At 40.5% G+C, this 23,079-nt stretch carries 21 protein-coding genes and 1 riboswitch; of the genes, 7 read left to right on the top strand and 14 right to left on the bottom strand.

Features of this window, described 5'->3' with window-relative positions; translation table 11 throughout:
- Positions 1-97: 97 nt before the first annotated feature.
- The 3 genes from motB to D0469_RS13485 all read right to left on the bottom strand — a co-directional run bounded on the left by motB (position 98) and on the right by D0469_RS13485 (position 2,233).
- On the bottom strand, positions 98-880 hold the full coding sequence (gene motB, locus D0469_RS13495) for a flagellar motor protein MotB (RefSeq protein ID WP_117327266.1): 783 nt from the start codon (positions 878-880) through the stop codon (positions 98-100).
- Complete coding sequence (gene motA, locus D0469_RS13490) at positions 873-1,664, bottom strand: flagellar motor stator protein MotA (protein ID WP_117327265.1); 792 nt, start codon at positions 1,662-1,664, stop codon at positions 873-875. The genes motB and motA overlap by 8 nt, the downstream gene beginning before the upstream one ends.
- A 200-nt stretch (positions 1,665-1,864) precedes the next feature.
- Positions 1,865-2,233, bottom strand: a complete 369-nt coding sequence (locus D0469_RS13485) for a DnaJ family domain-containing protein (RefSeq protein WP_117327264.1) — start codon at positions 2,231-2,233, stop codon at positions 1,865-1,867.
- A 321-nt stretch (positions 2,234-2,554) separates the two neighbouring features.
- Between D0469_RS13485 and D0469_RS13480 the strand changes: the two genes are divergently transcribed.
- Entirely contained in the window at positions 2,555-2,998 is a 444-nt protein-coding gene (locus D0469_RS13480; RefSeq protein WP_117327263.1) for a C40 family peptidase, read from the top strand.
- 75 nt (positions 2,999-3,073) lie between these two features.
- Here the strand turns inward: D0469_RS13480 and D0469_RS13475 are convergent, their stop codons facing one another.
- Positions 3,074-3,448 carry a hypothetical protein gene (locus D0469_RS13475; protein WP_117327262.1) on the bottom strand — a complete coding sequence of 125 codons (375 nt, stop codon included), beginning with the start codon at positions 3,446-3,448 and terminating at the stop codon, positions 3,074-3,076.
- Between the two features lie 602 nt (positions 3,449-4,050).
- On the opposite strand from D0469_RS13475, the gene D0469_RS13470 reads away from it, so the two are divergent.
- The 4 genes from D0469_RS13470 (at position 4,051) to D0469_RS13455 (ending at position 7,998) form a co-directional block, all read left to right on the top strand.
- Complete coding sequence (locus D0469_RS13470) at positions 4,051-5,334, top strand: MDR family MFS transporter (protein WP_117327261.1); 1,284 nt, start codon at positions 4,051-4,053, stop codon at positions 5,332-5,334.
- Between the two features lie 79 nt (positions 5,335-5,413).
- Positions 5,414-5,872 (top strand): DinB family protein, encoded by a 459-nt coding sequence (locus D0469_RS13465; protein ID WP_117327260.1) that lies wholly within the window; start codon positions 5,414-5,416, stop codon positions 5,870-5,872.
- Between the two features lie 311 nt (positions 5,873-6,183).
- The gene (mreBH, locus tag D0469_RS13460) at positions 6,184-7,191 is read left to right on the top strand and encodes a rod-share determining protein MreBH (RefSeq protein ID WP_117327259.1); all 1,008 of its coding nucleotides are present in this window, start codon (positions 6,184-6,186) and stop codon (positions 7,189-7,191) included.
- 231 nt (positions 7,192-7,422) lie between these two features.
- Positions 7,423-7,998: a thioredoxin family protein gene (locus D0469_RS13455; protein ID WP_117327258.1), complete on the top strand. Its 576-nt coding sequence runs from the start codon at positions 7,423-7,425 to the stop codon at positions 7,996-7,998.
- A gap of 178 nt (positions 7,999-8,176) precedes the next feature.
- On the opposite strand, the gene ribH is transcribed toward D0469_RS13455, so the two are convergent.
- The 10 genes from ribH to treP form a co-directional block, all read right to left on the bottom strand.
- On the bottom strand, positions 8,177-8,644 hold the full coding sequence (gene ribH / locus D0469_RS13450; RefSeq protein WP_117327257.1) for a 6,7-dimethyl-8-ribityllumazine synthase: 468 nt from the start codon (positions 8,642-8,644) through the stop codon (positions 8,177-8,179).
- A gap of 13 nt (positions 8,645-8,657) precedes the next feature.
- Positions 8,658-9,851, bottom strand: a complete 1,194-nt coding sequence (locus D0469_RS13445; RefSeq protein ID WP_117327256.1) for a bifunctional 3,4-dihydroxy-2-butanone-4-phosphate synthase/GTP cyclohydrolase II — start codon at positions 9,849-9,851, stop codon at positions 8,658-8,660.
- Between the two features lie 17 nt (positions 9,852-9,868).
- The gene (ribE, locus tag D0469_RS13440; protein ID WP_117327255.1) at positions 9,869-10,507 is read right to left on the bottom strand and encodes a riboflavin synthase; all 639 of its coding nucleotides are present in this window, start codon (positions 10,505-10,507) and stop codon (positions 9,869-9,871) included.
- 9 nt (positions 10,508-10,516) lie between these two features.
- Positions 10,517-11,599: a bifunctional diaminohydroxyphosphoribosylaminopyrimidine deaminase/5-amino-6-(5-phosphoribosylamino)uracil reductase RibD gene (gene ribD, locus D0469_RS13435; protein WP_142919190.1), complete on the bottom strand. Its 1,083-nt coding sequence runs from the start codon at positions 11,597-11,599 to the stop codon at positions 10,517-10,519.
- Positions 11,600-11,740: 141 nt separating this feature from the next.
- Positions 11,741-11,870, bottom strand: a riboswitch (FMN riboswitch).
- A 285-nt stretch (positions 11,871-12,155) separates the two neighbouring features.
- Positions 12,156-12,833: an NAD-dependent epimerase/dehydratase family protein gene (locus D0469_RS13430; protein WP_117327254.1), complete on the bottom strand. Its 678-nt coding sequence runs from the start codon at positions 12,831-12,833 to the stop codon at positions 12,156-12,158.
- A 274-nt stretch (positions 12,834-13,107) separates the two neighbouring features.
- Positions 13,108-14,286 carry a DEAD/DEAH box helicase gene (locus tag D0469_RS13425; RefSeq protein ID WP_117327253.1) on the bottom strand — a complete coding sequence of 393 codons (1,179 nt, stop codon included), beginning with the start codon at positions 14,284-14,286 and terminating at the stop codon, positions 13,108-13,110.
- A gap of 337 nt (positions 14,287-14,623) precedes the next feature.
- Entirely contained in the window at positions 14,624-16,090 is a 1,467-nt protein-coding gene (gene putP, locus D0469_RS13420) for a sodium/proline symporter PutP (RefSeq protein ID WP_117327252.1), read from the bottom strand.
- A gap of 229 nt (positions 16,091-16,319) precedes the next feature.
- On the bottom strand, positions 16,320-16,880 hold the full coding sequence (locus tag D0469_RS13415) for a general stress protein (RefSeq protein WP_117327251.1): 561 nt from the start codon (positions 16,878-16,880) through the stop codon (positions 16,320-16,322).
- Positions 16,881-17,203: 323 nt separating this feature from the next.
- Complete coding sequence (treC, locus tag D0469_RS13405) at positions 17,204-18,880, bottom strand: alpha,alpha-phosphotrehalase (protein WP_117327249.1); 1,677 nt, start codon at positions 18,878-18,880, stop codon at positions 17,204-17,206.
- Positions 18,881-18,960: 80 nt separating this feature from the next.
- Positions 18,961-20,376 (bottom strand): PTS system trehalose-specific EIIBC component, encoded by a 1,416-nt coding sequence (gene treP / locus D0469_RS13400; RefSeq protein ID WP_117327248.1) that lies wholly within the window; start codon positions 20,374-20,376, stop codon positions 18,961-18,963.
- A gap of 368 nt (positions 20,377-20,744) precedes the next feature.
- On the opposite strand from treP, the gene D0469_RS13395 reads away from it, so the two are divergent.
- Both D0469_RS13395 and D0469_RS13390 read left to right on the top strand, forming a co-directional pair.
- Positions 20,745-21,827: a M20 family metallopeptidase gene (locus tag D0469_RS13395; protein WP_117327247.1), complete on the top strand. Its 1,083-nt coding sequence runs from the start codon at positions 20,745-20,747 to the stop codon at positions 21,825-21,827.
- Between the two features lie 294 nt (positions 21,828-22,121).
- Positions 22,122-22,691 carry a 3D domain-containing protein gene (locus D0469_RS13390; RefSeq protein WP_117327246.1) on the top strand — a complete coding sequence of 190 codons (570 nt, stop codon included), beginning with the start codon at positions 22,122-22,124 and terminating at the stop codon, positions 22,689-22,691.
- The last annotated feature ends 388 nt before the right edge of the window (positions 22,692-23,079 follow it).

The following is a 23,079-nucleotide window of genomic DNA, read 5'->3' as shown; positions in this document are numbered from 1 at the left end:
GAACGCAAAAAAGCTGCTGAGAAAAAACTTTCTCAACAGCCTGACAAAAACCCCTTTAGGGGTTTTTGTAATTGAGAAACTGCCGCGGTCTTTTATATTAACTGTTATCAAGAGGTGTCCGCGGCTTTATCAAAACCTCGACTCGCCTGTTATTTGACTTTCCTGAAGCAGTATCATTCGAAGCAATTGGTTTAAATTCACCAAATCCTGTTGCACTAAACCATACAGGATCCAATTTTTTATTTTCGAGCATGATCTTCATAAAATTAACGGCACGCATAACACTCAAGTCCCAATTCGAACGAAATTGATATGTTTCGATTGGCACATTATCAGTATGTCCGCTAATTACTATATTTCGTGGAGGATCCATTACCAGCAATTCCGATATTTCTTTTGAAATTCCCTTGTGAATCTCCTTTACTTCTGCACTTCCCGATTCGAATAAAACATTATCCCGGATAGTTAAGAGCAAGCCTTCTTCCGTGAGATTGGTACCAATTCTATCAGTAAGCTGGTTTTTTTGGATATATTGATTTACCCGTGCCTGAATTTCAGCTAGTTCTTTCTGTTCCTGCTGTCCAAAGTTTCCCTTACCATCATCATCCTTAGCAAAGGTTTCAGCCGTTTTTTCCTGTTTATCGGCAGAAGAGGAAGAAGGATCAGGTACAGGCGCCTCGTAATCCATCACACCTGTCCCGCCGTTGAAAACCTGATTGAATACATTTGACATTTGTTCAAATTTTTTCGCATCGATTGAGCTAGAGGCAAAAAGTACAATAAACAAGGCAAGCAAAAGCGTTAACAAGTCTGCGTATGGTATTAGCCATGATTCATCAACATGCTCTTCATGGTGCTGATGCTTTTTTCGTTTAGCCATCCTGTTTCACGTTTCCTTCAAGGTATTTTTTACGGTCTTCTGCAGGTAAATATGAAGTCAACTTCTGTTCAATTGTTCGCGGTGCCTCACCTTCAATGATTGATAAGATTCCTTCAATCATCATGTTCTTGATGCGTGCTTCTTGTTTAGACTTTCTCTTCAGTTTGTTTGCAAATGGATGCCATAGGACATAACCTGTATAAATCCCCATAAGTGTTGCAACAAAAGCAGCTGAAATGGCTACTCCAAGCGCATCAATATTCTTCATATCTCCAAGTGCAGCAATTAAACCAACTACTGCCCCAAGAACCCCCAGAGTCGGTGCATATGTGCCGGCCTGTGTAAATATCGCTGCCCCTGCCTGGTGCCTCTCTTCCATTGCATCGATTTCTTCAGAAAGAATATCCCTGATATAATCGGCGCTTTGTCCCTCTACAGCAAGGTTTAAACCATTTTTCAAGAACTGGTTTTCAACCTGTTCAGCAATTCCTTCAAGAGCTAGAAGTCCTTCCTTACGCGCAATGACTGCCCACTCGGAAAACGTCTTGATTAACTCTTCAGGTGTTGTCAGCACCTGCTCGGAGAAAATTATTTTAAATAATTTAGGGACTTTCTTTAGCTCAGACATTGGAAATGCGGTAACTACCGCACCCATAGTTCCTACTATAATAATTAAAATAGCTGCCGGGTTTAACAAAACTGATGGTGAGACGTGTTTCATGTACATACCCACGAAGACGCCTATTAATCCTAATACAAACCCTATAATCGATGCTTTATCCACAAAACTCACCCGTTCTTCAAATATTCAAGTTACTCTTTTGTTTATATCGGTAGATATGAACAAAAAATGAGTCTATTTTTGAACTTTACTCGGGAGATAAAAAAATTTACCGTATTAATGATGAACCACATTAGTGAAATAACCAGTTTAAAGCCAATAAAAAAGCTCTCAAATTTACCGTGAGCTAATTCTTTCATATTTTATGATAATAAATCATTTAGTTTATTTTCATATTCTCTGAAGACGGATGAATGAGAAGAATTTTTTTGTTTGTATTTTTGATAACGGAGCCGCTTTTCTGTCAGCTGCCGCTCTAGTTCTTTCTTTTGTTGGCTATCCTTGCAGTTTGCAAGAAGATCCTCAATCTGCATGAATTCCTTTTTATATGAACCCTCGTCCACTATCATCCCGGCATTTTTCATCATTTTATAAGCCATGCGCAAATCTTCGGGAATAGCAGACAGATCTTCAAGTACCAATGGTTTCCCGCGACCCGGCAAGTTGTCGAACTCACCTTCCCTTATGGCTTTCTTAATTTTATCCTCGGCAATAATATGAGAAAAGTCCATCCTCTTCCCTCCTTTACGATTGCTTTTAATGTTATTACTCCTGATTATACCATTTTCTCTTGCCCCATTCCTCCCAAATCAAGTGTCAGTTTTTACCTTCACAAGCCATTAGGATAGGTAAAGACCCTCGCTATTATTCTCTATGTAATATCAAATCATTTTACGTGTGGCTATTATGTCAATCGGCAAACAATTATGTCGTTTTTGTAATCATTTTGTAATAAAACTTAATAGAGTTGTAACTAAAATTTTTGCAAATTTTTGATATAGTGAATTTATTGAAGGAAAGACGGAACTTTCTAAGAATTGTTGGAGGATTAAATGAAGAGGATTGTAGTTGCTGCTTTATTATCGCTTAGCATATTATTTAGTTTAGTTGCTCCTTTTGACACTGCTGAGGCTTCAACAAAAGATATTGTAGCCGAAGGAATGAAATACATAGGAACGAAATATAAATTTGGCGGAACAACTCCGAGTGGATTCGATTGTTCCGGATTTTTAGGATATACATATAAAAAAGCTACAGGAAAAACATTGCCACGGACTGCAGCTTCCATTTTCACCAAAGGCAAAGCAGTTGCCAAAGCTGATCTTCTAGAAGGTGATTTAGTATTTTTTACTACATATAAAAAAGGCGCTTCTCACGCCGGAATCTATATTGGAAACAACAAATTTATCCATGCCTCATCTTCTAAAGGCGTAAGGATTGATTCATTAAACAGCTCTTATTGGAAAAATAAATACATAGGAAGCAAAAGAATTTAATCACTACATTTACAGTCAGCATTACGCTGGCTGTTTTAATTTTTTTACCCGCCTGCATTCCAATGCAAACATGTTTTAGTCAAAAAACACCATTTTGGTTTCTTCAAACTCCAGTGTGACTGTATCCTGCTTCAGCAAATCTTTCATCTTTTTCGTTATGTTCTCTACTGCTTCCTTCCAAACCTCAACATCACTATTATATTCCGGATTCGTACTAGCTGTGAAAGTCACAGTATCTTCTCCTCCTGCGGGGCATCCCCATTCCCTTCTGTACACCGCCTTGCTTTTATGGGCAATTGCTGATACATAAATACCCTTTTTTCCATATAACTCTTCTGCGACTTCCTGCCAGGCTTGAACTGCCATTTGGAGAGGATCTGTCTCTTCATTTTCTCCATAACCCTCGTTTACACCGATTACAATGATAGCCCGAAGCGATTTCTTCTCCATAACTTTCTTTCCTCCTCTTCCGGTCTCTTTGCTATTTATCTTTCCATATTTCAAGTAAATCAATCTCTTTTATCAATACTTGCCCTTTCCGAAACAATAAAACTATCTTAAATGATACAGTTCTAGATTTCTGGATCATGTATTAAGCGCAGCTATTCTTTCCACATGTGATGAAAGTGTAAGCTTGTTGACCAGTTATTACTCCCAGCTACATAGCTCGATTATTTCAAGGTAACTATTTGATGTTACTGCAAATAAGAGTGATCTATAGGAGGTTGACTCTATTTATATTTCAAATTTATTATGAATTTTTGGTTATTTTGTCGGTTTACCTCTGTTTTTTGTGCTATAGGAAAATATTGTCCGGGAAATACGGGAGAATTGTCAAAATTTTTCCCAATGCTGGCATTAATGATGCTATAAGCAAAATTTTGTAATCTCTTAAAGGGCAATTGTGCTCTTTAAACACACACTGAAATTTCCATATACTTTTTAAAACCAGCGGGTTATAGTAAAAAAGCGCAAGCAGATGGTACAGAATGTCCCATATAAATTTTATGTTATCGATAATTAATAACTCTGGAGAAAGTGAGAACTAATATATGCGTCTTAGAGACTGGGATAGGAACTTGAAAATCCGTTTGGCTGGAGAGGCACTGGTGAATATTTCATTCTGGATGTTCTTTCCTTTCCTTGCGATTTACTTTACTGAGTCGTTTGGAAAAACTGCAGCCGGGTTGCTTTTAATTTTTTCACAGGTATTTTCGGTTGCTGCAAATTTAATGGGTGGCTATTGTGCTGATCGGTATGGACGGAAGCGGATGATGGTACTGTCGGCGATTGGACAAGGACTTGCTTTTTTTCTTTTTGCATATGCCAGCTCCCCATGGCTTGACTCCCCAGTATTGGGCTTTATCAGTTTTACAGCTGTAAGTATTTTTGGTTCCTTCTACTGGCCGGCAAGCCAGGCGATGGTAGCTGATGTGGTGCCGGAAAAGGACCGGAACAATGTTTTTGCCATTTTTTACACTTCTATTAATATAGCTGTTGTTATAGGCCCTATTATCGGAGGCATTTTCTATGCAGAGCATCGGTTTGAACTTTTACTTGCTGCCGCTATTTTGAATACGCTGCTTGGCCTAATCCTTCTTAAGCTCTTAGGCGAAACAGCACCTCCTTTTGTACACAACCCGGAGAATGAATCCACGAAAAACTGGACCCGCTTTTTCAAGGACCAGTTAAAGGATTATCGGGTTATTGTTAAGGACAAAACGTTCCTTCTATTTATTATTGCAGGGGTATTGGCCGGACAAACCTTCATGCAGCTGGATCTTCTGATTCCCGTTTATACTAAGGATGTTATTATTGATTCCCAGGTTCTTCTTTCGTTAGGCGACCGCTCCTTTATGATTGCCGGGGAGCAGGCTTTTGGGGTTCTCATTTCGGAAAACGGATTTCTGGTTGCCCTTTTTACAATTGCTGTAACCAAATGGATGACCATGTACAAAGAGAAAAACGTTTTTATCCTCTCATCTGCTGTATATGCTTTATCCATAATGATGTTCAGCCAGACTAATTGGATATGGGGAATGATACTAGCAATGGCCGTTTTCACATTTGCTGAGTTAATGGGAGTCGGAATCCAGCAGGGCTTCATTTCAAAGCTTGCTCCAGATAATATGCGGGGCCAGTATTTTGCTGCTGGCAGCCTGCGTTTCACAATCGCAAGGATGATCGCTCCCTTATCCATCCCGCTGTCCGCATGGTTTGGCTACTTCAATACTTTTCTATTGCTAGCCTTGCTGGCTTTGCTTAGCTCCTTGATATATCATCTTATGTTCAGAATGTTTGAAAAGCAAAACCTAGGAGCAAACCAAGGCGCCTGAGTTTGAAACTTGATAATCATATTATATAATGTCTTCATTAGACTAAGGCTTTCATGCCGGTATTAAAGGAGCGTTAATTATGGCAAAAATTAATGGTTTTATCGACAGCTGGGTAAGCCACCGCAAAGCATTGCTTGAATTAGTAGATACTTTTGGTGACGAGCAGCTACATTTCAAACCATGGGAAAATGCAATGAATCTATCGGAGCTGGTTCTGCATATAACAGGCGCAACCAGCATGTTCGTACAAACAGTGAAGAAAGGTGTGTTTACCCCTCCACCTGAATTAATATCCGTTGAAACAGCCCGCGATTTAAAAGCTGTTGTTCAGGCTGAAACAGAGAAAACAGTATCCGATCTTAAATCTCTTACTGATGAACAATTAGAACAGCTTGTTGAGTTCTATGGCATGAAAATGCCTGGACTAGCCTTGCTAGAAAGCGGGAAGGATCATGAAATTCATCATAAGGGCCAGCTTTTCACCTATGCCCGTTTAATCGGAATTGAAACATTGCCTTTCTTTGTTAGCCGTTCTTAATATAGTTGAGAAAATTAAGATTGGAGCCTCCCAAAATCAACGGGAGGCTTCTTTCTTCCTTATTTTCAGCTCCCTGCTGGGAAATAATTGCTAAATAAAAATAATCATCGTTTAATTTCCACTAAAAGTTATAAAGTAGCCACAGAACTATTACATGCAGAAAAAAATCCCTTTTCCCTAAGAATCCTTTTATTAAGGCAATGAAAGCGTATATAGTATGTTACCCATTATTTACCACAACCAGATACCCCCATAAATACGACAAATTATGTAGAATGCTTATATGGGAATCTGATTAAGGGGTGACTGGGTTGTTTAACAATACTGAAATTGGAATTGATTTAGGAACAGCTAACACATTAGTATATAGCAAAAATAAAGGAATCGTATTAAACGAACCTTCTGTCGTAGCAATTGACACCGAAACAAAACAAGTACTTGCAGTTGGAACAGATGCAAAAAATATGATAGGTAAAACACCGGGCAATATCGTAGCGGTACGCCCGCTTAAAGATGGAGTTATTGCCGATTTTGACATTACTACACAAATGCTGAAGCAAATCATGAAAAAAGCCGGCAAACAGCTGGGCCTTTCAATCCGGAAGCCTAATGTTGTCGTTTGTACTCCTTCCGGGTCTACTTCGGTAGAACGCCGGGCAATCCAGGACTCAGTAAAAAGCTGCGGCGCAAAGCATGTTCATCTTATAGAAGAGCCTGTAGCAGCTGCAATTGGGGCGGATTTACCGGTTGATGAACCGATTGCCAATGTTGTCGTTGATATCGGAGGCGGTACAACAGAAGTGGCAATCATCTCATTTGGCGGAATCGTATCCTGCAATTCTATCAGGATTGGCGGAGACCAGCTTGATGATGATATCATTCAGCATGTAAGAAAGAAATACAATCTATTAATTGGCGAAAGAACAGCAGAGCAAATCAAAATGGAAATCGGATATGCGCTCATTAAGCATGATATTCTTTCAATGGATATCCGTGGACGTGATTTAGTAACCGGCCTTCCGAAAACGATTAATCTTACTTCTGACGAAATCCAGACCGCTATTAGAGAATCTCTTTTACATATTCTCGAAGCGATCCGTTCCACACTTGAAGATTGCCCTCCTGAGCTTAGCGGCGACATTGTCGACCAGGGTGTGATTTTAACTGGAGGCGGAGCATTATTGAATGGCTTGCAAGAATGGCTAAGCGAAGAAATTGTCGTACCAGTCCATGTTGCCCCTAATCCATTGGAAGCTGTAGCAATTGGAACTGGCCGCTCGCTAGAGGTTATCCATAAGCTTCAAAAAGCGGCAAAATAACTTGGTAACATAGATAAAGCAATTTTTCAGAATAATATTAAAGGGTATAGATCTTTGGAGTGTTTTAATCTCATAGATTATGAACACTCCTTTTTTATGGAAATACAGGCGTGCTTTCCAGTGATGCTTTTTCCTTTCTTAAAAGAGCACAATCAAAAAAAGCTTCTAGAGCATCGACAAACAAACTATTAAATCATTATGGTAAAATGTGTTCAATAGGAGGGATTGTGTATGAGTTCATTAAACAGCTGGTTTGAAAAGGGAATGACAAAAGAAGAATACTTGGATAGCATGAAGGTTCATAAAGAAAATCTGAAATCGGTACAGGAAAATTTCCAGCTTGATATCGATGATGAGGCAAGACTTGCTCCGTTAAAAGAGAATCAGCTCCGAGCCATTGTCCTTACAGCGGACTGGTGCGGTGATGCAATGGTAAACATCCCAATCTTATTGAACATTGCCAGTTCAGCAGGCATTGATATCCGCTTTTTAATCCGGGATGAAAACCTTGAGCTAATGGATCAGTATTTGACAAACGGGACAGCCCGTTCCATACCGATTTTTATCTTTATTGATTCAAATGGAGACGAAGTTGCCAGGTGGGGACCAAGGGCTCCGGAAGTACAGGCTTTTGTTGATGACCTAAAAGAAAATACAATGCCGGCAAAAGAGGATCCTGCATATAACTCAGCATTCAAACTTTTTATCGAGACAGTAACCAACCGTTTTATTACTGACCAGGAACTGTGGACATCCATTAAATCTGATATACTAAAGACTCTGGAAAATAGCATTTTAAAAAAATGAAAGAGGCTGTCCAGAAAGTCCTTTATAGGGTAGAATTCTACCAAAATAAAAACCCAAGAATGTTGATATAACAGCATTCTTGGGTTTTGTTTTTTTAACATTTGTGCTGAAAAAACTACTTTTCGGACAGCCTCTTTCCAATTCGCCAGATACTTAAGTGACTATACCTCCAGAACTATTAGCCGATCGCTTTTTGTAAATTACCCATTTCGATAGCAGATACAGCTGCATCATATCCTTTATTTCCAGCCTTTGTCCCAGCTCGTTCGATTGCCTGTTCAATGTTTTCAGTTGTAAGAACACCAAAAATGACTGGTACTCCTGTTTCAAGGGAAACCGAAGCGATTCCTTTTGCAGCTTCATTACAAACGTAATCATAATGTGTAGTTGCTCCTCTAATTACCGTACCGAGACCAATAACAGCATCATATTGACCTGTATTTACCAATTTTTTTGCGATAAGCGGTAATTCAAAGGCTCCCGGAACCCAGGCAATATCAATGTCATCTTCAGATACTCCATGGCGCTTCAGCCCGTCCATAGCTCCTCCAAGCAGCTTGCCTGTAATAAGTTCATTAAAGCGCCCTACCACTATTCCTACTTTAAGTCCTGTACCTACTAAATTACCTTCAAACACTTTACCCATGCTTTTTCCTCCTTTAGAATGTGAACAAATGTCCCATTTTATCCTGTTTGGTTTTCATATACTTTTCATTATTCTTTTCAAATGGCACCTGGATAGGCACCCGTTCTGTAATTTCCAGTCCATATCCTGTCAGTCCAGATATTTTTTTAGGATTATTTGTCAACAAACGCATTTTCTCGACACCTAAATCCCGCAGGATTTGTGCCCCAATACCATAATCACGGAGTTCTGCAGGGAAACCAAGCTTTTCATTAGCTTCCACCGTATCATAGCCCTGCTCTTGAAGCTCATATGCCCTGAGCTTATTCAAGAGGCCAATGCCCCTGCCCTCCTGGCGCATATATAAAAGTACACCCTGTCCTTCTTGTTCAATCTGTGCCAGTGCAGCATGCAGCTGCGGACCGCAGTCACACCGATGAGAACCAAAAACGTCGCCAGTCATGCATTCAGAGTGCACACGTACTAGGACAGGCTCGCCTTCTTTCCATTCACCTTTCACAAGAGCTATATGCTCCCTACCATCCAGAGGGTTGGAGTAACCAACCATTCTAAATTCTCCAAAGGACGTTGGCATTTTTACATCTGCTTCCCTTTTCACGAGCTGCTCAGTCTTATGGCGGTACCTAATCAAGTCAGCAATTGTAATCATTTTCAAACCATGCTTTTCAGCAATCAGCTTTAAGTCAGGTACCCTTGCCATAGTACCGTCTTCATTCATAATTTCACAAATTGCCGCTGCAGGTGTCGCATCGCAAAGCTTGGCCAAATCTACGCCAGCTTCTGTATGCCCCGCTCTCCTTAATACGCCGCCTTCTTTTGCGACAATTGGAAATATATGTCCTGGACGCTTGAAATCAGAAGGCACTGAGTTTTTATTCAATAATTCCATAATTGTTAACGATCGTTCAGCTGCACTGATTCCTGTCGTTGTGTTCTTATGATCAATACTTACAGTAAATGCTGTTCCCATATGCTCTGTATTTTGCTCGACCATAGGCATCAAGTTCAATTTTGCAGCCAGTTCTTCTGTAATAGTCGTGCAAACTAACCCTCGTCCGTGAGTGACCATGAAATTAATCACTTCAGGAGTTGTTTTCTCAGCAAGAGCAAGAAAATCACCTTCATTTTCTCGATCCTCATCATCAACAACAATAATGACTTTTCCGTTTTTTAAATCTTCAAGCGCTTCGTTAATCGTGTTAAACATACTTTTCACCGCCCCTTTTAATATCCATGTTCTGCAAGAAAATCCATGGTTAAAGTCTGTTTTTTATTTGTTTGTTCCATGCTTCGAAAAATGTATTTTCCTATCATGTCTGTTTCCACATTAACAATATCCCCAGCTTGTTTCATACCCAGGACAGTTTCCTGGTGGGTGAGTGGAATCAGTGACACTGTGGCTATATTTCCCTCCAGACCAAAAATCGTAAGACTGGTTCCATCAAGTGCGATAGAACCTCTTGGAATACAGTTTTTCGCCAGAGTTTCACCGATGTCGATTACATAGTAGACAGCATTTTCTTTCCGTTCTTTTTTTACTATAGTTCCAGTCCCGTCCACATGCCCGGTAACAAAATGCCCCCCAAATCGCCCATTTGCACTCATAGCACGTTCAAGATTTACTGATGATCCAACCCTCAAGCTTCTTAAAGACGTTGCTTTTACAGTCTCAGGCATGACATCAACAGTAAAGTCTTCTCCGCTGAAGGATGTCACAGTTAGGCAAACACCATTCACTGAAATACTATCGCCAAGGCGCATATCTTCCGTAATTTTTCCTGAAGACAATGTTAGTACCATACTATTGGCACCCTGCCGGATCGCTTTTATTTTTCCAATATCTTCTATAATTCCAGTAAACATTATTTCACCTTATTTCAGTTTTGAAGTGATCTTAATATCGTCACCAAGCTGCTCAATAGATTCAAAAGATAGCTGGAAGGCTTCACTCATGGTCATTATCTGAAGGTCGCCAATCATATTAGGAGCTTCACTTCCTCCTATTATTTTTGGCGAAAGATATGTAACGATCCGGTTTACAAAACCGCTTTTTAAAAAGCTGGCGTTAACCTGTTGGCCTCCCTCAACATAAATTGAAGTAATTCCATTTTCAAAAAGCACTTTCAAGGTCTCCTCTATTTGAATTTCAGGAGTACTCATCCTTATTACTTTAATATACTCGTTTGCATATTGAGCTGCCTTTTCATCCGTTATTTCCGAACCAGTGATAATCCACGTAGGAGCTGCTCCATCTGTTAATACATTGCTGTCTTTAGGTATATTTAAATTAGTATCCAGAATAAGCCGAATAAGCTGCCTTTTAGATGTCTGACTCCGATTGGTAAGCCTGGGGTTATCTCTTAAAATTGTATTGCTGCCGACTAATATTGCATCATGCACACTGCGGTCAATGTGAACATCCTGCCGAGCGAGTTCCCCAGTGATCCATTTACTATGCCCCGTTTTTGTAGCTATTTTCCCATCTAATGTAATGGCCTGTTTCATAGTTACAAATGGAAGTTGTTTAGCCATGTTATAGAAAAATACCTCATTGAGCTTGTCTGCCTTTTGGGCAAGGACACCAATAGTTACCTCAATTCCCGCTTCCTTCATCAGCTTAATGCCTTTTCCTGACACATGGGGGTTCGGATCTTGAGAGGCTATGATTACCCTTTTTATGCCCGCTGCAATAATAGCCTCTGCACAAGGCGGAGTTCTCCCATAATGGCTGCATGGCTCGAGTGTTACATATATGGCTGCTCCCTTTGCCTTTTCACCTGCCATTCGTAAAGCATGAACTTCAGCATGCGGTTCCCCTGCTATTAGGTGGGCACCCATTCCGACAATTTCCCCATTATTTACGATCACTGAGCCAACCATAGGGTTTGGAGCTGTTTGCCCTCTTGTGGCGGATGCCAATTCCAAAGCCAGATTCATATAAAATTGTTCGTCTATTTTCTTAACCCCCTTTCTCATTTGCAAAAAAACCCCTCAGGTGTTCTAAGGGGTTTAAGGGAGAATATGGTTTCATGTGTACAGCGAAATAAGCCTACCTTTGAATTTTTTCAAAATAGGCTGCTGCTTAAATACATTCCATACGTCCTTCTCCCATCCAGACTATACTGTCGGCTTTGGATTCACACCAAATCCTGCCTATTAAGGCTCGCGGGCTTAGAATTGCTTCATCACCGCCGGTTGGGACTCACACCCGACCCCGAAGGACTGCTTATTCAAATATTTTCAGAAATCAAAAGCGTATACCATCACAATTAGAAGGATTTGATTATGATATTCAATCCCATTTCTTTGCCTGATAGTATTATACTCCTGATTGTTTGAATTTTATCATTTTACAGTATTTAATGTAAAGAAATGAATTAAGAATGGAATCATTCCTAGGCTCAATGCGTCCCAATGCGTCTAATTGAAGTCCTCAATATTAACGCAATTGTTTATTCAGAGTTTCAATTAGATTAAGTTTTTACGTAATGGTTATAAACATCAGACTGAGCTATTTATCTCTCCTGCTTCGGGCTATGTCTGCTATCGAGTTTGCCGAGTAGATACTTACTCCTTTCTTGTCCATTTTAGAAATGTAATACATCGATAAAGCTACAGTCTTAGCTTCAACTGCTAGGCGGCTTTTCCATGAGTCTTTCAGGAGAAATGATATTCCATGAAAAACTTTAGCTGCAATGTGCTCCCCTAATCTGTATTCTTTGCGATTTCCGATTAAAAGGGAAGGACGCAAAATTGAAATCGTATCAAAGGGGATAGCCATTAACTTTTCCTCAAGTACTCCCTTCATCTTTGGGTACCATAGCGGAGATTTTGGATTAGCATTCATTGAACTAATCAGCAGAAAATGGCTGGCATGCTTTTTTTGTGCTAACTTTGCAATGGTTAAAGGATATTCAACATCTACCTTGTACATCGCTTGTTTCGTCTTTGCGGTTTTTATTGTTGTGCCTAAACAGCAAAAGACATCATCTACACCAAAGTATTCTTCTAATTCATTTAGTTTGTTAAAATTACAAACCACTTCAATTAATTTTGGATGTTCTACCCCAAGGGGTGTTCTAACGATTGCATAAATCTTTTCATATTCCTGAGCCTTCAACATTACATGAAGGAGTTCATTTCCAACTAATCCACTAGCCCCCGCAACAAGGGCTGTTTTTCCTTTCATAATCCAGCATCCTTCCCCTAAGTTTAATCTTGTTTAAATGCTAACTGAAAGAAACTACTTATTCAATAAACCCGCTTTCAGCAAAACATTCAGAGGAGCTGTATCAGAGATAATAAAAAAAAAGGAGAAAGACAAAAACATCCTTGCTAAACTGGAAATGATGGTGTTTAACAAAAACACAATTATTATTTGTACAGAAAGAAAAGACCCGGCCATTATCTTAGCCAGGTTACTTTACTTTACTTTACTTTAAATTAAAATTTTCCACCTTTTCTTAGCGGCTTCTCTTGTCACATTGCTTCTTTTTAGCGGGAGCTGTCTTTTGCGGCCTTATGTCGGATATTTCCCCTTTATAAAGAGTTTTTTCACTGACAGGAACATTTAACTCTCTGGCAAATTGTTTCAGTTCTCTTAGCTCCCTTTCAGTTACAATCGAGATAACAGTCCCTGAAGCACCAGCCCGTCCAGTTCTTCCGGAGCGGTGAACGTATTGATCGATATTATGCGGCAAATTAACATGTATCACTGCTGATAAACCTTTTATATCAAGGCCTCTCGCCGCCACATCCGTCGCCAAAAGCAATGGGAACTTCCCCGAGCGGAAATTCTTCAGGGCAGCCTCCCTTTCACTTTTGTTGGTTTCACCGTGCAGCACGCCTAAATCAACGCCATTGAATTGAAGCTTTTCACTTATCACATTTATTTCGCCAATGTCATTGGCGAATGCCAACCCCTTCATTCCATTTACCCTGGAAAGCTTTTCAAGTATTTTTATTTTCTCTCTCGGCTCACTCAGGAAATAAATGTGCTCCACCTTTGAAGGAATATTTTCATCCCTTCCAATCCGGATCATTTCCGGTTCAACAGTTAATTCTCTTGCAATTTCCTCTGTTTTTGGAGGCAATGTTGCAGAAAAAAGCAGTACCTGCCGATCCTTTAACGTTGTTTTGATTATATTTCGGATCGTATTTAAATGCTCCGGGACAAGAAGCTGGTCTCCTTCATCAAGGACAATGGTTTTAACCTCATGCATCTTGATTTTCTTTTGCTGGATTAATTCAAATACTCGTCCAGGCGTGCCTGCAATTATTTGGGGCCTCTTTTTTAGCTTATCCAGCTGCCTTTTTACATTAGCACCGCCAATAAACGAAGCACCGCTAATACCGCTGTCCCCTGCCCAAATTCTGATTTCCTCACTAATCTGCATCACAAGCTCTCTGGAGGATGCCAGGATAACGGCTTGGACACTTTGCTTTTGCGGATCAATTGCTTCCAGTAAAGGCAGCAAATAGGCAAGTGTTTTTCCTGTTCCGGTAGGTGACTCCGCAATTAGGTCCTTGCCTTGTAAAATAAAAGGAATTGCTTTTGCTTGAATGGGTGTTGGATTATCAAATCCTGCATTTTCCCAGCCTTTATGTAAAAATGGTTTCAATTCCTTGACTAATTGGTTCATATATTTCTCCTTTTGTTAGCAATGATGCTTCGTAACCGAATAAATTTTATACTGTTATTCTACCCTGATTAACCGAAGTTGACACGATTCCGTTTAATATTACCACAAGTGCAAGTCCGGTTCCTTTTTGAACAAAAACACAAGATTCCTCTAATAGAAAAAACGGCTTTAATCGCCAGTCTTGCAGCATAGACCATGTCACAACCTTAGTCTGTTTGCAATGGCGATAGCACATCCTCTTAAAACTTTCTCTTTGTCTGCTATTCCATCTCCTGGCGATATAGAAAAAAGCTGATATTTTCCTAAATAAGGAAACATCAGCTTTAAACATGATCAATTAATATCTCAATTTATTTACCGCTTCATCAAACTCTTGTTCAATTTGCCGGGATGGATTAGGTGTAGCCAGGCTTACCAGTATTATAGCGAGTGCCCCCACAATGAACCCTGGAATGATTTCATATACAGCAGCAAATTTTTCGACCCTCTCCCAAATAATAACAGTGGCAGCACCGGCAAGCATTCCGGCAAGTGCCCCTGCTTTTGTCATGCGTTTCCAATACAAACTTAACAAAATGATTGGGCCAAACGCAGCCCCAAAACCAGCCCAGGCATACCCGACAAGTTCCAGAATGGTTTTGCTTGGGTTCAACGCAAGAACTAACGCTATTAATGCGACCCCTAAAACTGAAAGCCTCCCTACCAGTACAAGCTCTTTATCAGAAGCCGAACGTTTTACAAAGGCTTTATAAAAGTCCTTTGTAAGGGCACTGGATGTTACCAGAAGCTGCGAGGCTACCGTGCTCATTACTGCTGCAAGGATTGCTGCCAGGAGAAAACCGGTAATCAGCCCCGGAAACAGCTGTTCAGAGAGCACAATGAAAACTGTTTCAGAATTCTCAAGCTTTTGATTTTCAATACTAAAATAGGCTATTCCAAAAAGTCCGGTTATCATTGCTCCTACGATTGAGAAGACCATCCACGACATGCCAATCCGGCGGGCGGTTTTCATTTCCTTCACCGAAGAGATAGCCATAAAGCGGACAATGATATGCGGCTGTCCAAAATAGCCAAGTCCCCATGCCAGCAGTGAGATGATTCCAATTGGTGTGGCACCCTTAAATGCTTCAAGCAATTCAGGGTCTATTGAGCGAATCTCATTAAGGGTGGTATCCATGCCTCCGGTATGGACGAGTGTGACAATCGGGACGAGGACGAGAGCAATAACTATAATCGTTCCCTGCACAAAATCAGTCCAGCTAACTGCGAGAAAGCCCCCAAAAAGAGTATAAAGAATGACGACACCGGCAGTAAGCCATATTCCCCATACATAATTCATGTTAAATGCGGTTTCAAACAATTCTCCGCCGGCAACCATTCCAGAGGAAGTATAAAAAGTAAAAAATATTAAAATAACGAGTGCAGAAGTAATCCTTAGAATGCGAGAAGTATCCTTAAAACGGTTTTCTAAATAATCGGGAATTGTAATTGAATTGTCCGCAACTTCAGTATATGTTCTTAGGCGGGGTGCAACATATAACCAGTTTAAATAAGCCCCCAGGGTCAGTCCGACTACAATCCAGCCGCTGCTGAGCCCGCTTGCATACATTGCACCCGGCAAGCCCATCAGCAGCCATCCCGACATGTCAGATGCCCCGGCGCTTAGTGCCGTCACCGCAGGGCCAAGATTTCTGCCGCCAAGCATATAATCGGACAAGTCGGCGGTTCTTTTATAAGCAAAGTAGCCTATAACCAGCATTCCAATCATATAGATGCTGATAGAGGCAATAATACCAAAATCCATTCCTTTTCCTCCATATCATTATTATCTTTTATAAGTATGTACTAAAAGTAGCAGAAAAAATTGAGTTTGTTAATACGGGATCAAGTCGATTATCGTAATAATTTTAAAAAAACGATTATTATACTAAAATAAAAAAAAGCCGTGAATGCACTGACTTTTAAACCTAACTTTTCCATTAAAGGAAAAATTAAAAAGCCTGCATCACAGCCTGGAGTAATTTATTTATGTTTTAACGGCGCATAGTTCCGTCGCCGCCAAGAAATCCATCATCAGTTCTATCCATTAGTCTGTCTCTGTCTCTGCCAGTCGATAAATTGTCATCCATGCTGGTAAATCTCATCGATGATTTATCCCGTTTTCCGTCAGGATCAACCATTACAAGGATTTTTCCCGACTTTACATCAGTTTCATAACGGCCTGCTTCCTCTTCAGGAATTCCCATTCCAACAAGCGCACCTGCCAAACCGCCGGCTCCAGCCCCTGCCGCTGCCCCGGTCAAGGTTGCCGCAATCGGCCCTGCAGCAACAATTGGGCCAATACCCGGAATAGCTAGAGCACCAATGCCTGCCAGTAAACCAGCTACACCGCCAAGAACACCGCCTGTAGCCGCTCCCGCTGCAAGCCCTTCTTCTGTTTTTGTATCTGTTGCATCATTCACTTCTGCGACTTCATCGCGGTCTTTTGCCACCACTGAAATATCATCCCGGTCATAGCCTTGTCTTTTCAAGTCCTCAATTGCACGGATTGCTTCATCACCATTGTTATAAACTCCTACTACTCGTTTTTCCATAGTAATCTTCCTCCTTGCTTTTATAGTGAACTCAATATATACATACCCCTATTCACGCGGAGGATAACATTTCACTTATATTACAGAAATTTTATTTACTAAGAAAACGGCAAATACTCTGTCAGAGGAAGGACAGCTAGGTGGGCCACGTCCACATAAAACTGTTGCTTTGTTTTGCGATGTTTCGCTGCCGGCAGCATTCCTTGTAGTATAGCGACTTCGGTACTACCACATCCCCACAAAGCTAACACACTAAAAAGAAAAACCCTGCCAATGGCAGGGATGAGCAAGTATCCTTTACATCCAATAAAATCAGTGCTTCTTTACTTCTTTTTCAAGTGATAAACAACTGATTCGTATGGGCGCAAGGTCAGTTCATTAGAATAAGCAGCTGATTCGCTATAATTGGAAATCAAAATATTTGATTCATAATCGTCCAGATTTAAATCAAGCGGCAGCTTTGCACTTGTTTCTTTTCCATAAAAATTATTTACCGATAATAGAATTTCATCATCCATTGATCTTGTGTATACAAAAAGTTCTGGATGGTCACGCAGCAAAAGCTCATAGTTACCGTGTGTAATAATATCATGCTCTTTTCTAAGAGCAATTAGCTTTTGATAATGGTAGAACACTGAGTCCGGATTCTTCATGGCTTCTTCCGCATTGATCTCTGGATAGTTGCTCGCTACAGGCAGCCAAGGTGTGCCTTCCGTAAAGCCTGCATTCGCTGAGTCATTCCATTGAACTGGAGTCCTAGAATTATCGCGTGATTTTCGCTTAATAATGTCCATGATCTCCTCATTTGATTTACCAAGGTCTTTCATGATTTTATAATAATTCAGCGTTTCAACATCCCGGTAATCCGAAATATCATCAAATTTAGGATCTGTCATTCCAAATTCTTCACCCTGGTAGATGTACGGTGTGCCTTGCATCATATGAATAGTGGTTGCCAGCATTTTTGCAGACTCTTTATGGTATTCGCCATCGTTTCCATATCGCGTTACAATCCGCGGCTGATCATGGTTGCACCAGAACAGGGCATTCCAGCCTCCCCCTTTATTCATTTCCACTTGCCATGTAGAGAGAATATCCTTTAAGGCCATAAAGTCAAAGTCTCCAACAGCCCATTTCTCGCCGCCAGGATAATCGACTTTTAAGTGGTGGAAATTGAAGGTCATGCTTAATTCCTGCGATTCCGGATTTGTGTACTTAATACAATGATCTATTGTTGTAGAAGACATTTCACCGACTGTCATACCGTCATATTTTGAAAATACATTTTGGTTCATTTCGTGGATGTATTCATGGACACGCGGTCCATCCGTATAGTATCTTCGGCCGTCTCCAGGCGGAACATCGTTAGGAAAATCCTGCCTCTTTGAAATAAGGTTAATGACGTCGAGCCTAAAGCCATCGACACCCTTTTCAAACCAGAAGTTCATCATCTCATAAACGCTTTCCCGGACTTTTTCATTTTCCCAATTTAAATCTGCCTGGGTCACATCAAATAAATGCAAATAATACTCTCCTGTAGCTGGGTCAAGCTGCCAGGCAGAGCCGCCAAACTTCGATACCCAATTATTTGGTTCTTTTCCCTCTGGAGCTGATTCTTTCCATATATAATAATCCCTGTATGGATTGTCTTTCGATTTTTTTGCCTGCTGAAACCATTCATGCTCTGTTGATGTATGGTTGACCACTATGTCCATGATGATTTTGATTCCTCTGTCATGGGATTCATTCAGCAAACGGTCAAAGTCCTCCATCGTCCCGAATTCCTCATGTATGGAATAATAATCACTTATATCATAGCCATTATCCCGCTGTGGGGATGAATAAATCGGAGTCAGCCAGATAACATCAACACCAAGTTCTTTTAAATAATCAAGTTTGTCGATTATCCCCTGGATGTCACCAACACCATTCCCAGTCGTATCATTAAAACTTCTCGGATATATCTGATAAACTACAGATCTCCTCCACCATTCCTTCATTAACTAACACCGCCTCTATAAATTTGAAAAAGTTGAACCTTGGTCTTGTAACAGTTTATTTTCTATAAGGATTCAATCATTTATTTTTCTCTTTTGAACTTTGCCATCAAGAAAGTAAGTGCGAAAGGAACTACAATCGCAATAGCCACGCCGACAAAGAATGGTCCCCATTTTTCTGGAACGATTGAGAAAAATGCCGGCAGGCCTCCAACACCGATCGAAGGCGCCATGACTTTATTCACTGTAATAAAAATCGCGGCTAAGGCTGAACCAGCCATTGCTGCAAAGAACGGGTAGCGGAAACGGATATTTACTCCGAACATTGCTGGTTCTGTAATTCCCAAATAAGCCGAAATTGCAGAAGAAAGCGATAACCCCTTAACCTTCTCATCCCTTGCAACAAACATCATTGCAAGCGCAGATGATCCCTGAGCAATATTTGAAATCGCAACAATTGGCCATAAAAATGTTCCGCCAATTGAACCGATTAACTGAAAATCTACTGCAAGGAACGTATGGTGCATACCTGTTATAACCAATGGGGCATAGAGAGCTCCATAAATTAGCCCGCCAATAGCAGGTACGGTATCAAAAATTCCAGTAAAAACAGATGTAATTGCGTTACCTACAGCAAAAGTAACCGGCCCTATAACGATAAACGAAAGAAAACCCGTGACAAGCAATGTAATAGGCGCAACAACTAGCAGTTTTATTGTATCAGGAACACGCTTATTAAGAAAAATTTCTATCCTGGCCAATACATAAGAAGCAAACAGGATTGGCAAGACCTGTCCCTGATAACCTACTTTTTCTATCTCAAATCCAAATAGGTTCCACACTGGTATCTTTCCTTCTGCCTCTGCTGCCGCGTATCCCCAGGCATTCAGCAAGTCTGGATGTACCAGCATCAACCCTAAAACTATCCCAAATAAAGGGCTGCCCCCAAACCGTTTTACAGCGGACCATCCAATCAACGCAGGAAGGAATGTGAAAGCAGTATTAGCTATCAAGTTAATAATGCCTGAAAAGTCCCGCCATTGCTCATGCACTTCCACTACAGATTTATCATCATAAAAAATCCCGGCTCCAGTCAGGATATTATTTATCCCCATTAATAAACCGGCTGTAACAATCGCTGGCAAAATCGGTATAAAAATATCAGCGAGTGTTTTAACTGCCCGCTGAAGCGGATTCAGATTTTTTTCAGCCGCGGCTTTTGTGTCCTCTTTTGTAGCGTTGTCCAAATTTGCGACAGACACCATTTCTTTATATACTTCATTAACTGTTCCTTGGCCAATTACTACCTGAAATTGTCCATTTGTGGAAAACGAACCTTTAACTGCTTCAATCTTTTCTAATTCTTCCTTATTTACTCGTTCTTCATCATCCAGGGCAAAACGAAGGCGTGTGACGCAATGTGTTGCCGAAACGATGTTTTCTTTTCCGCCGATTGCTTCAACAATTTGTTCGGCTGCCTGCCGATAATTTTTTGCCATAAAAAGCATTCCTCCTGTGGTACCGTTTTCATTAAACCGTTAAAATTGTAATTGGTATTATGAAAGATCATTAAAAGTAACTTGTATATACAAATTTTCCACTGTTAGTTTAACTTGTATATACAAATCAGTCAAGAAATACAGAATCCGATTTCCTTTCTACTTTCTCCAAAAAAATAATCTTAAATCCATTAGTTTAGTCTTGGTTTGCAACAGAGTCTAAAGGGTAAAGCAGAGCGATTCCGCCAAATTGTTGAATTACCGCGAGTCAAGGGGTATATACATAACAGAAGTCTTTCTAGCAGTCCGGATATAGATGCAGCCGGATGCAGCACAGTGGACATATTCTTTCAGGAGGTTTGTTAGAAATGCTATTCAATTTACTTAAGGAGCTGATTTTGATCGATAGCTCAAATAGAGAGGGAGCTAATGAAGCAGTATATTTTTGTGCAAAATGGCTTTCCAATCGAGGATTAATTGTGGAAATAATTGAAAACAATGGCCATCAGATGCTTGTTTGCGAAATCGGAAAAGGAAACAAGACAATCATCTTTAACGGCCATGTGGATGTTGTCCCGGGCAAACCGGAACAGTTCTTTCCGATTGAAAGAAAGGGAAGGCTTTATGGGAGAGGTTCTGCAGACATGAAAGCCGGAGTCGCAGCGATGATGTGCGCCATGGTCCAGCTAAAGGATAAAGATCTGCGCGTAAAAATCCAGCTTCATATCGTATCTGATGAAGAAACAGGTGGTTTCAATTGTACTGGCCATCTTGTAAAGCATGGTTTTCTCGGCGACTTTGTCATTTGCTCAGAACCAACCCAACTGGGTATCGGCCTCCAGGCAAAAGGCGTACTTAGACTGGAGATATTAGTGCATGGAAAACCTGCACATGGCAGCAGGCCCTGGGAAGGAATTAATGCCATCGAAAAAGCATGGACAGTTTATGAAAAAATTAAACAGCTTCCCTTTGCCGATGAAAGCAGCCCGTTTTATAGCTCTCCCTCAATAAACCTTGCAAAAATTGCCGGGGGTGATGTTTTTAACAAGGTTCCTGCAACATGTGTGCTAACCTTTGATATACGCTACCTCCCCAACCAGGATAAGGATGAAATTTTAAAACAAATTCAAAGCACTACAGACGGCGAGGTTTTAGTGGAAATGTTTTCTATGCCGGTTAAAACACAGCCTGATAATCCTTATATTACGCTGCTGAAGGTGATTATTGAGAGAAACTCCAATAAGGAAACACGAATGTTTGGTCAGCATGGTTCTGCTGATACCGTGTTTTACGCAGCATATGGAATCCCCGCTATTGAATTTGGCCCTACTGGCGGAAACTGGCACGGCAATGATGAATACGTCGAAATAGAGTCTCTCGCCATTTATGAAAAAATGCTGGTGGACTATTGTCTTGAATTCACGGTTGAAGAAGCTCACCAAAATACTTAACGCCCGGCGGAAAAGCCGGGTCTCTTTTTCCCCTTATTACTGAAAAAACAAACATTCTCAGAGTTTCTTCTGTAAGCTACCTTTCATAAATTCCTGTTTTATGTAATTTCAGCGGCTAGATTCTTGCCTTTACCTTTCTTACCTTTTTTAATCAATCGATTGACCGTGTAACCAAGTTGTAATATAAAACCCGACTGTTTGAAACATTCCTGTTACATAACTCTGGTATTATAATCCTACAATCGAAAGAAATGGTATTAAAGTCCTATGATAGAAAGTAAAGGAGATTCTATTTTGAAGAAACTATTACTCAATGTCTCAGCAGCTATTTTAGTAACATTTGGTTTTACCGGCATGGCGTCAGCAAGTCCAAGTACATATCAGGTAAAAAGCGGTGATACTTTATGGTCTATTGCCAAGAGAAACGGACTTACAGTACAGCAAATTAAATCATGGAATAAACTTACTTCAGATACAATTAAGCTTTCTCAAGTTTTAAAGCTTGCACCTGGCGTCCAAAAGAATGCCCCTGTAAAGACTGCAGCTGCAAAGCCTGCCGCTAAACAAGGCGCTTTCAAAGAACTTACCATGACAGCCACAGCTTACACTGCATCATGCAAGGGCTGCAGCGGAATCACCGCTACCGGGCTAAATCTAAAAAAGAATCCTTCCATCAAGGCTATATCGGTCGATCCCCGGATCATTCCATTAGGTTCTAAAGTCTATGTGGAAGGCTATGGATACGCAGTTGCTGCGGATAAGGGCAGTGCAGTGAAGGGCAGCAAGATTGATGTTTTTATCCCTAATAAATCCCGAGCTATCAAATGGGGCTCCAAAACGGTCAAAGTTAAGGTATTTTATTAATATAAGATAAAAAGAGGCTGCCATATCCATATGGGCGCCTCTTTTTATCTTATATCTTTTGGAGGTCACTCCTTGCACTTCCCATAAATGCATACTGCATTAGTCATTTTGTAATGATTGTTTCCATGTAAAGAAAGGATGACCTTTGGGGGTCATCCTTTTTCCGTCCTATTAAAAGGTCCCCCTACCTTGATTTTCACTGATACTTTTTCATTGACCAAAAAGACCAAAATGAACATTATAACCATAATGCTAGATTTTCCGAAATTTCTGTTATTATAAATTCATTCACCACACAAAGAAAGCGCTGTCATTTCATAGCCTGAGCCTTTAGCAATTATCCATTATCTATCCGGCTCACAACTTCTGTAAGACATCCTTGCCTGTG

Source organism: Peribacillus saganii, from assembly GCF_003429095.1.
Lineage (GTDB): Bacteria > Bacillota > Bacilli > Bacillales > DSM-1321 > Peribacillus > Peribacillus saganii.
The sequence above is the reverse complement of the archived record's forward strand: the minus strand, read 5'-3'. Positions and strand labels throughout refer to the sequence as shown.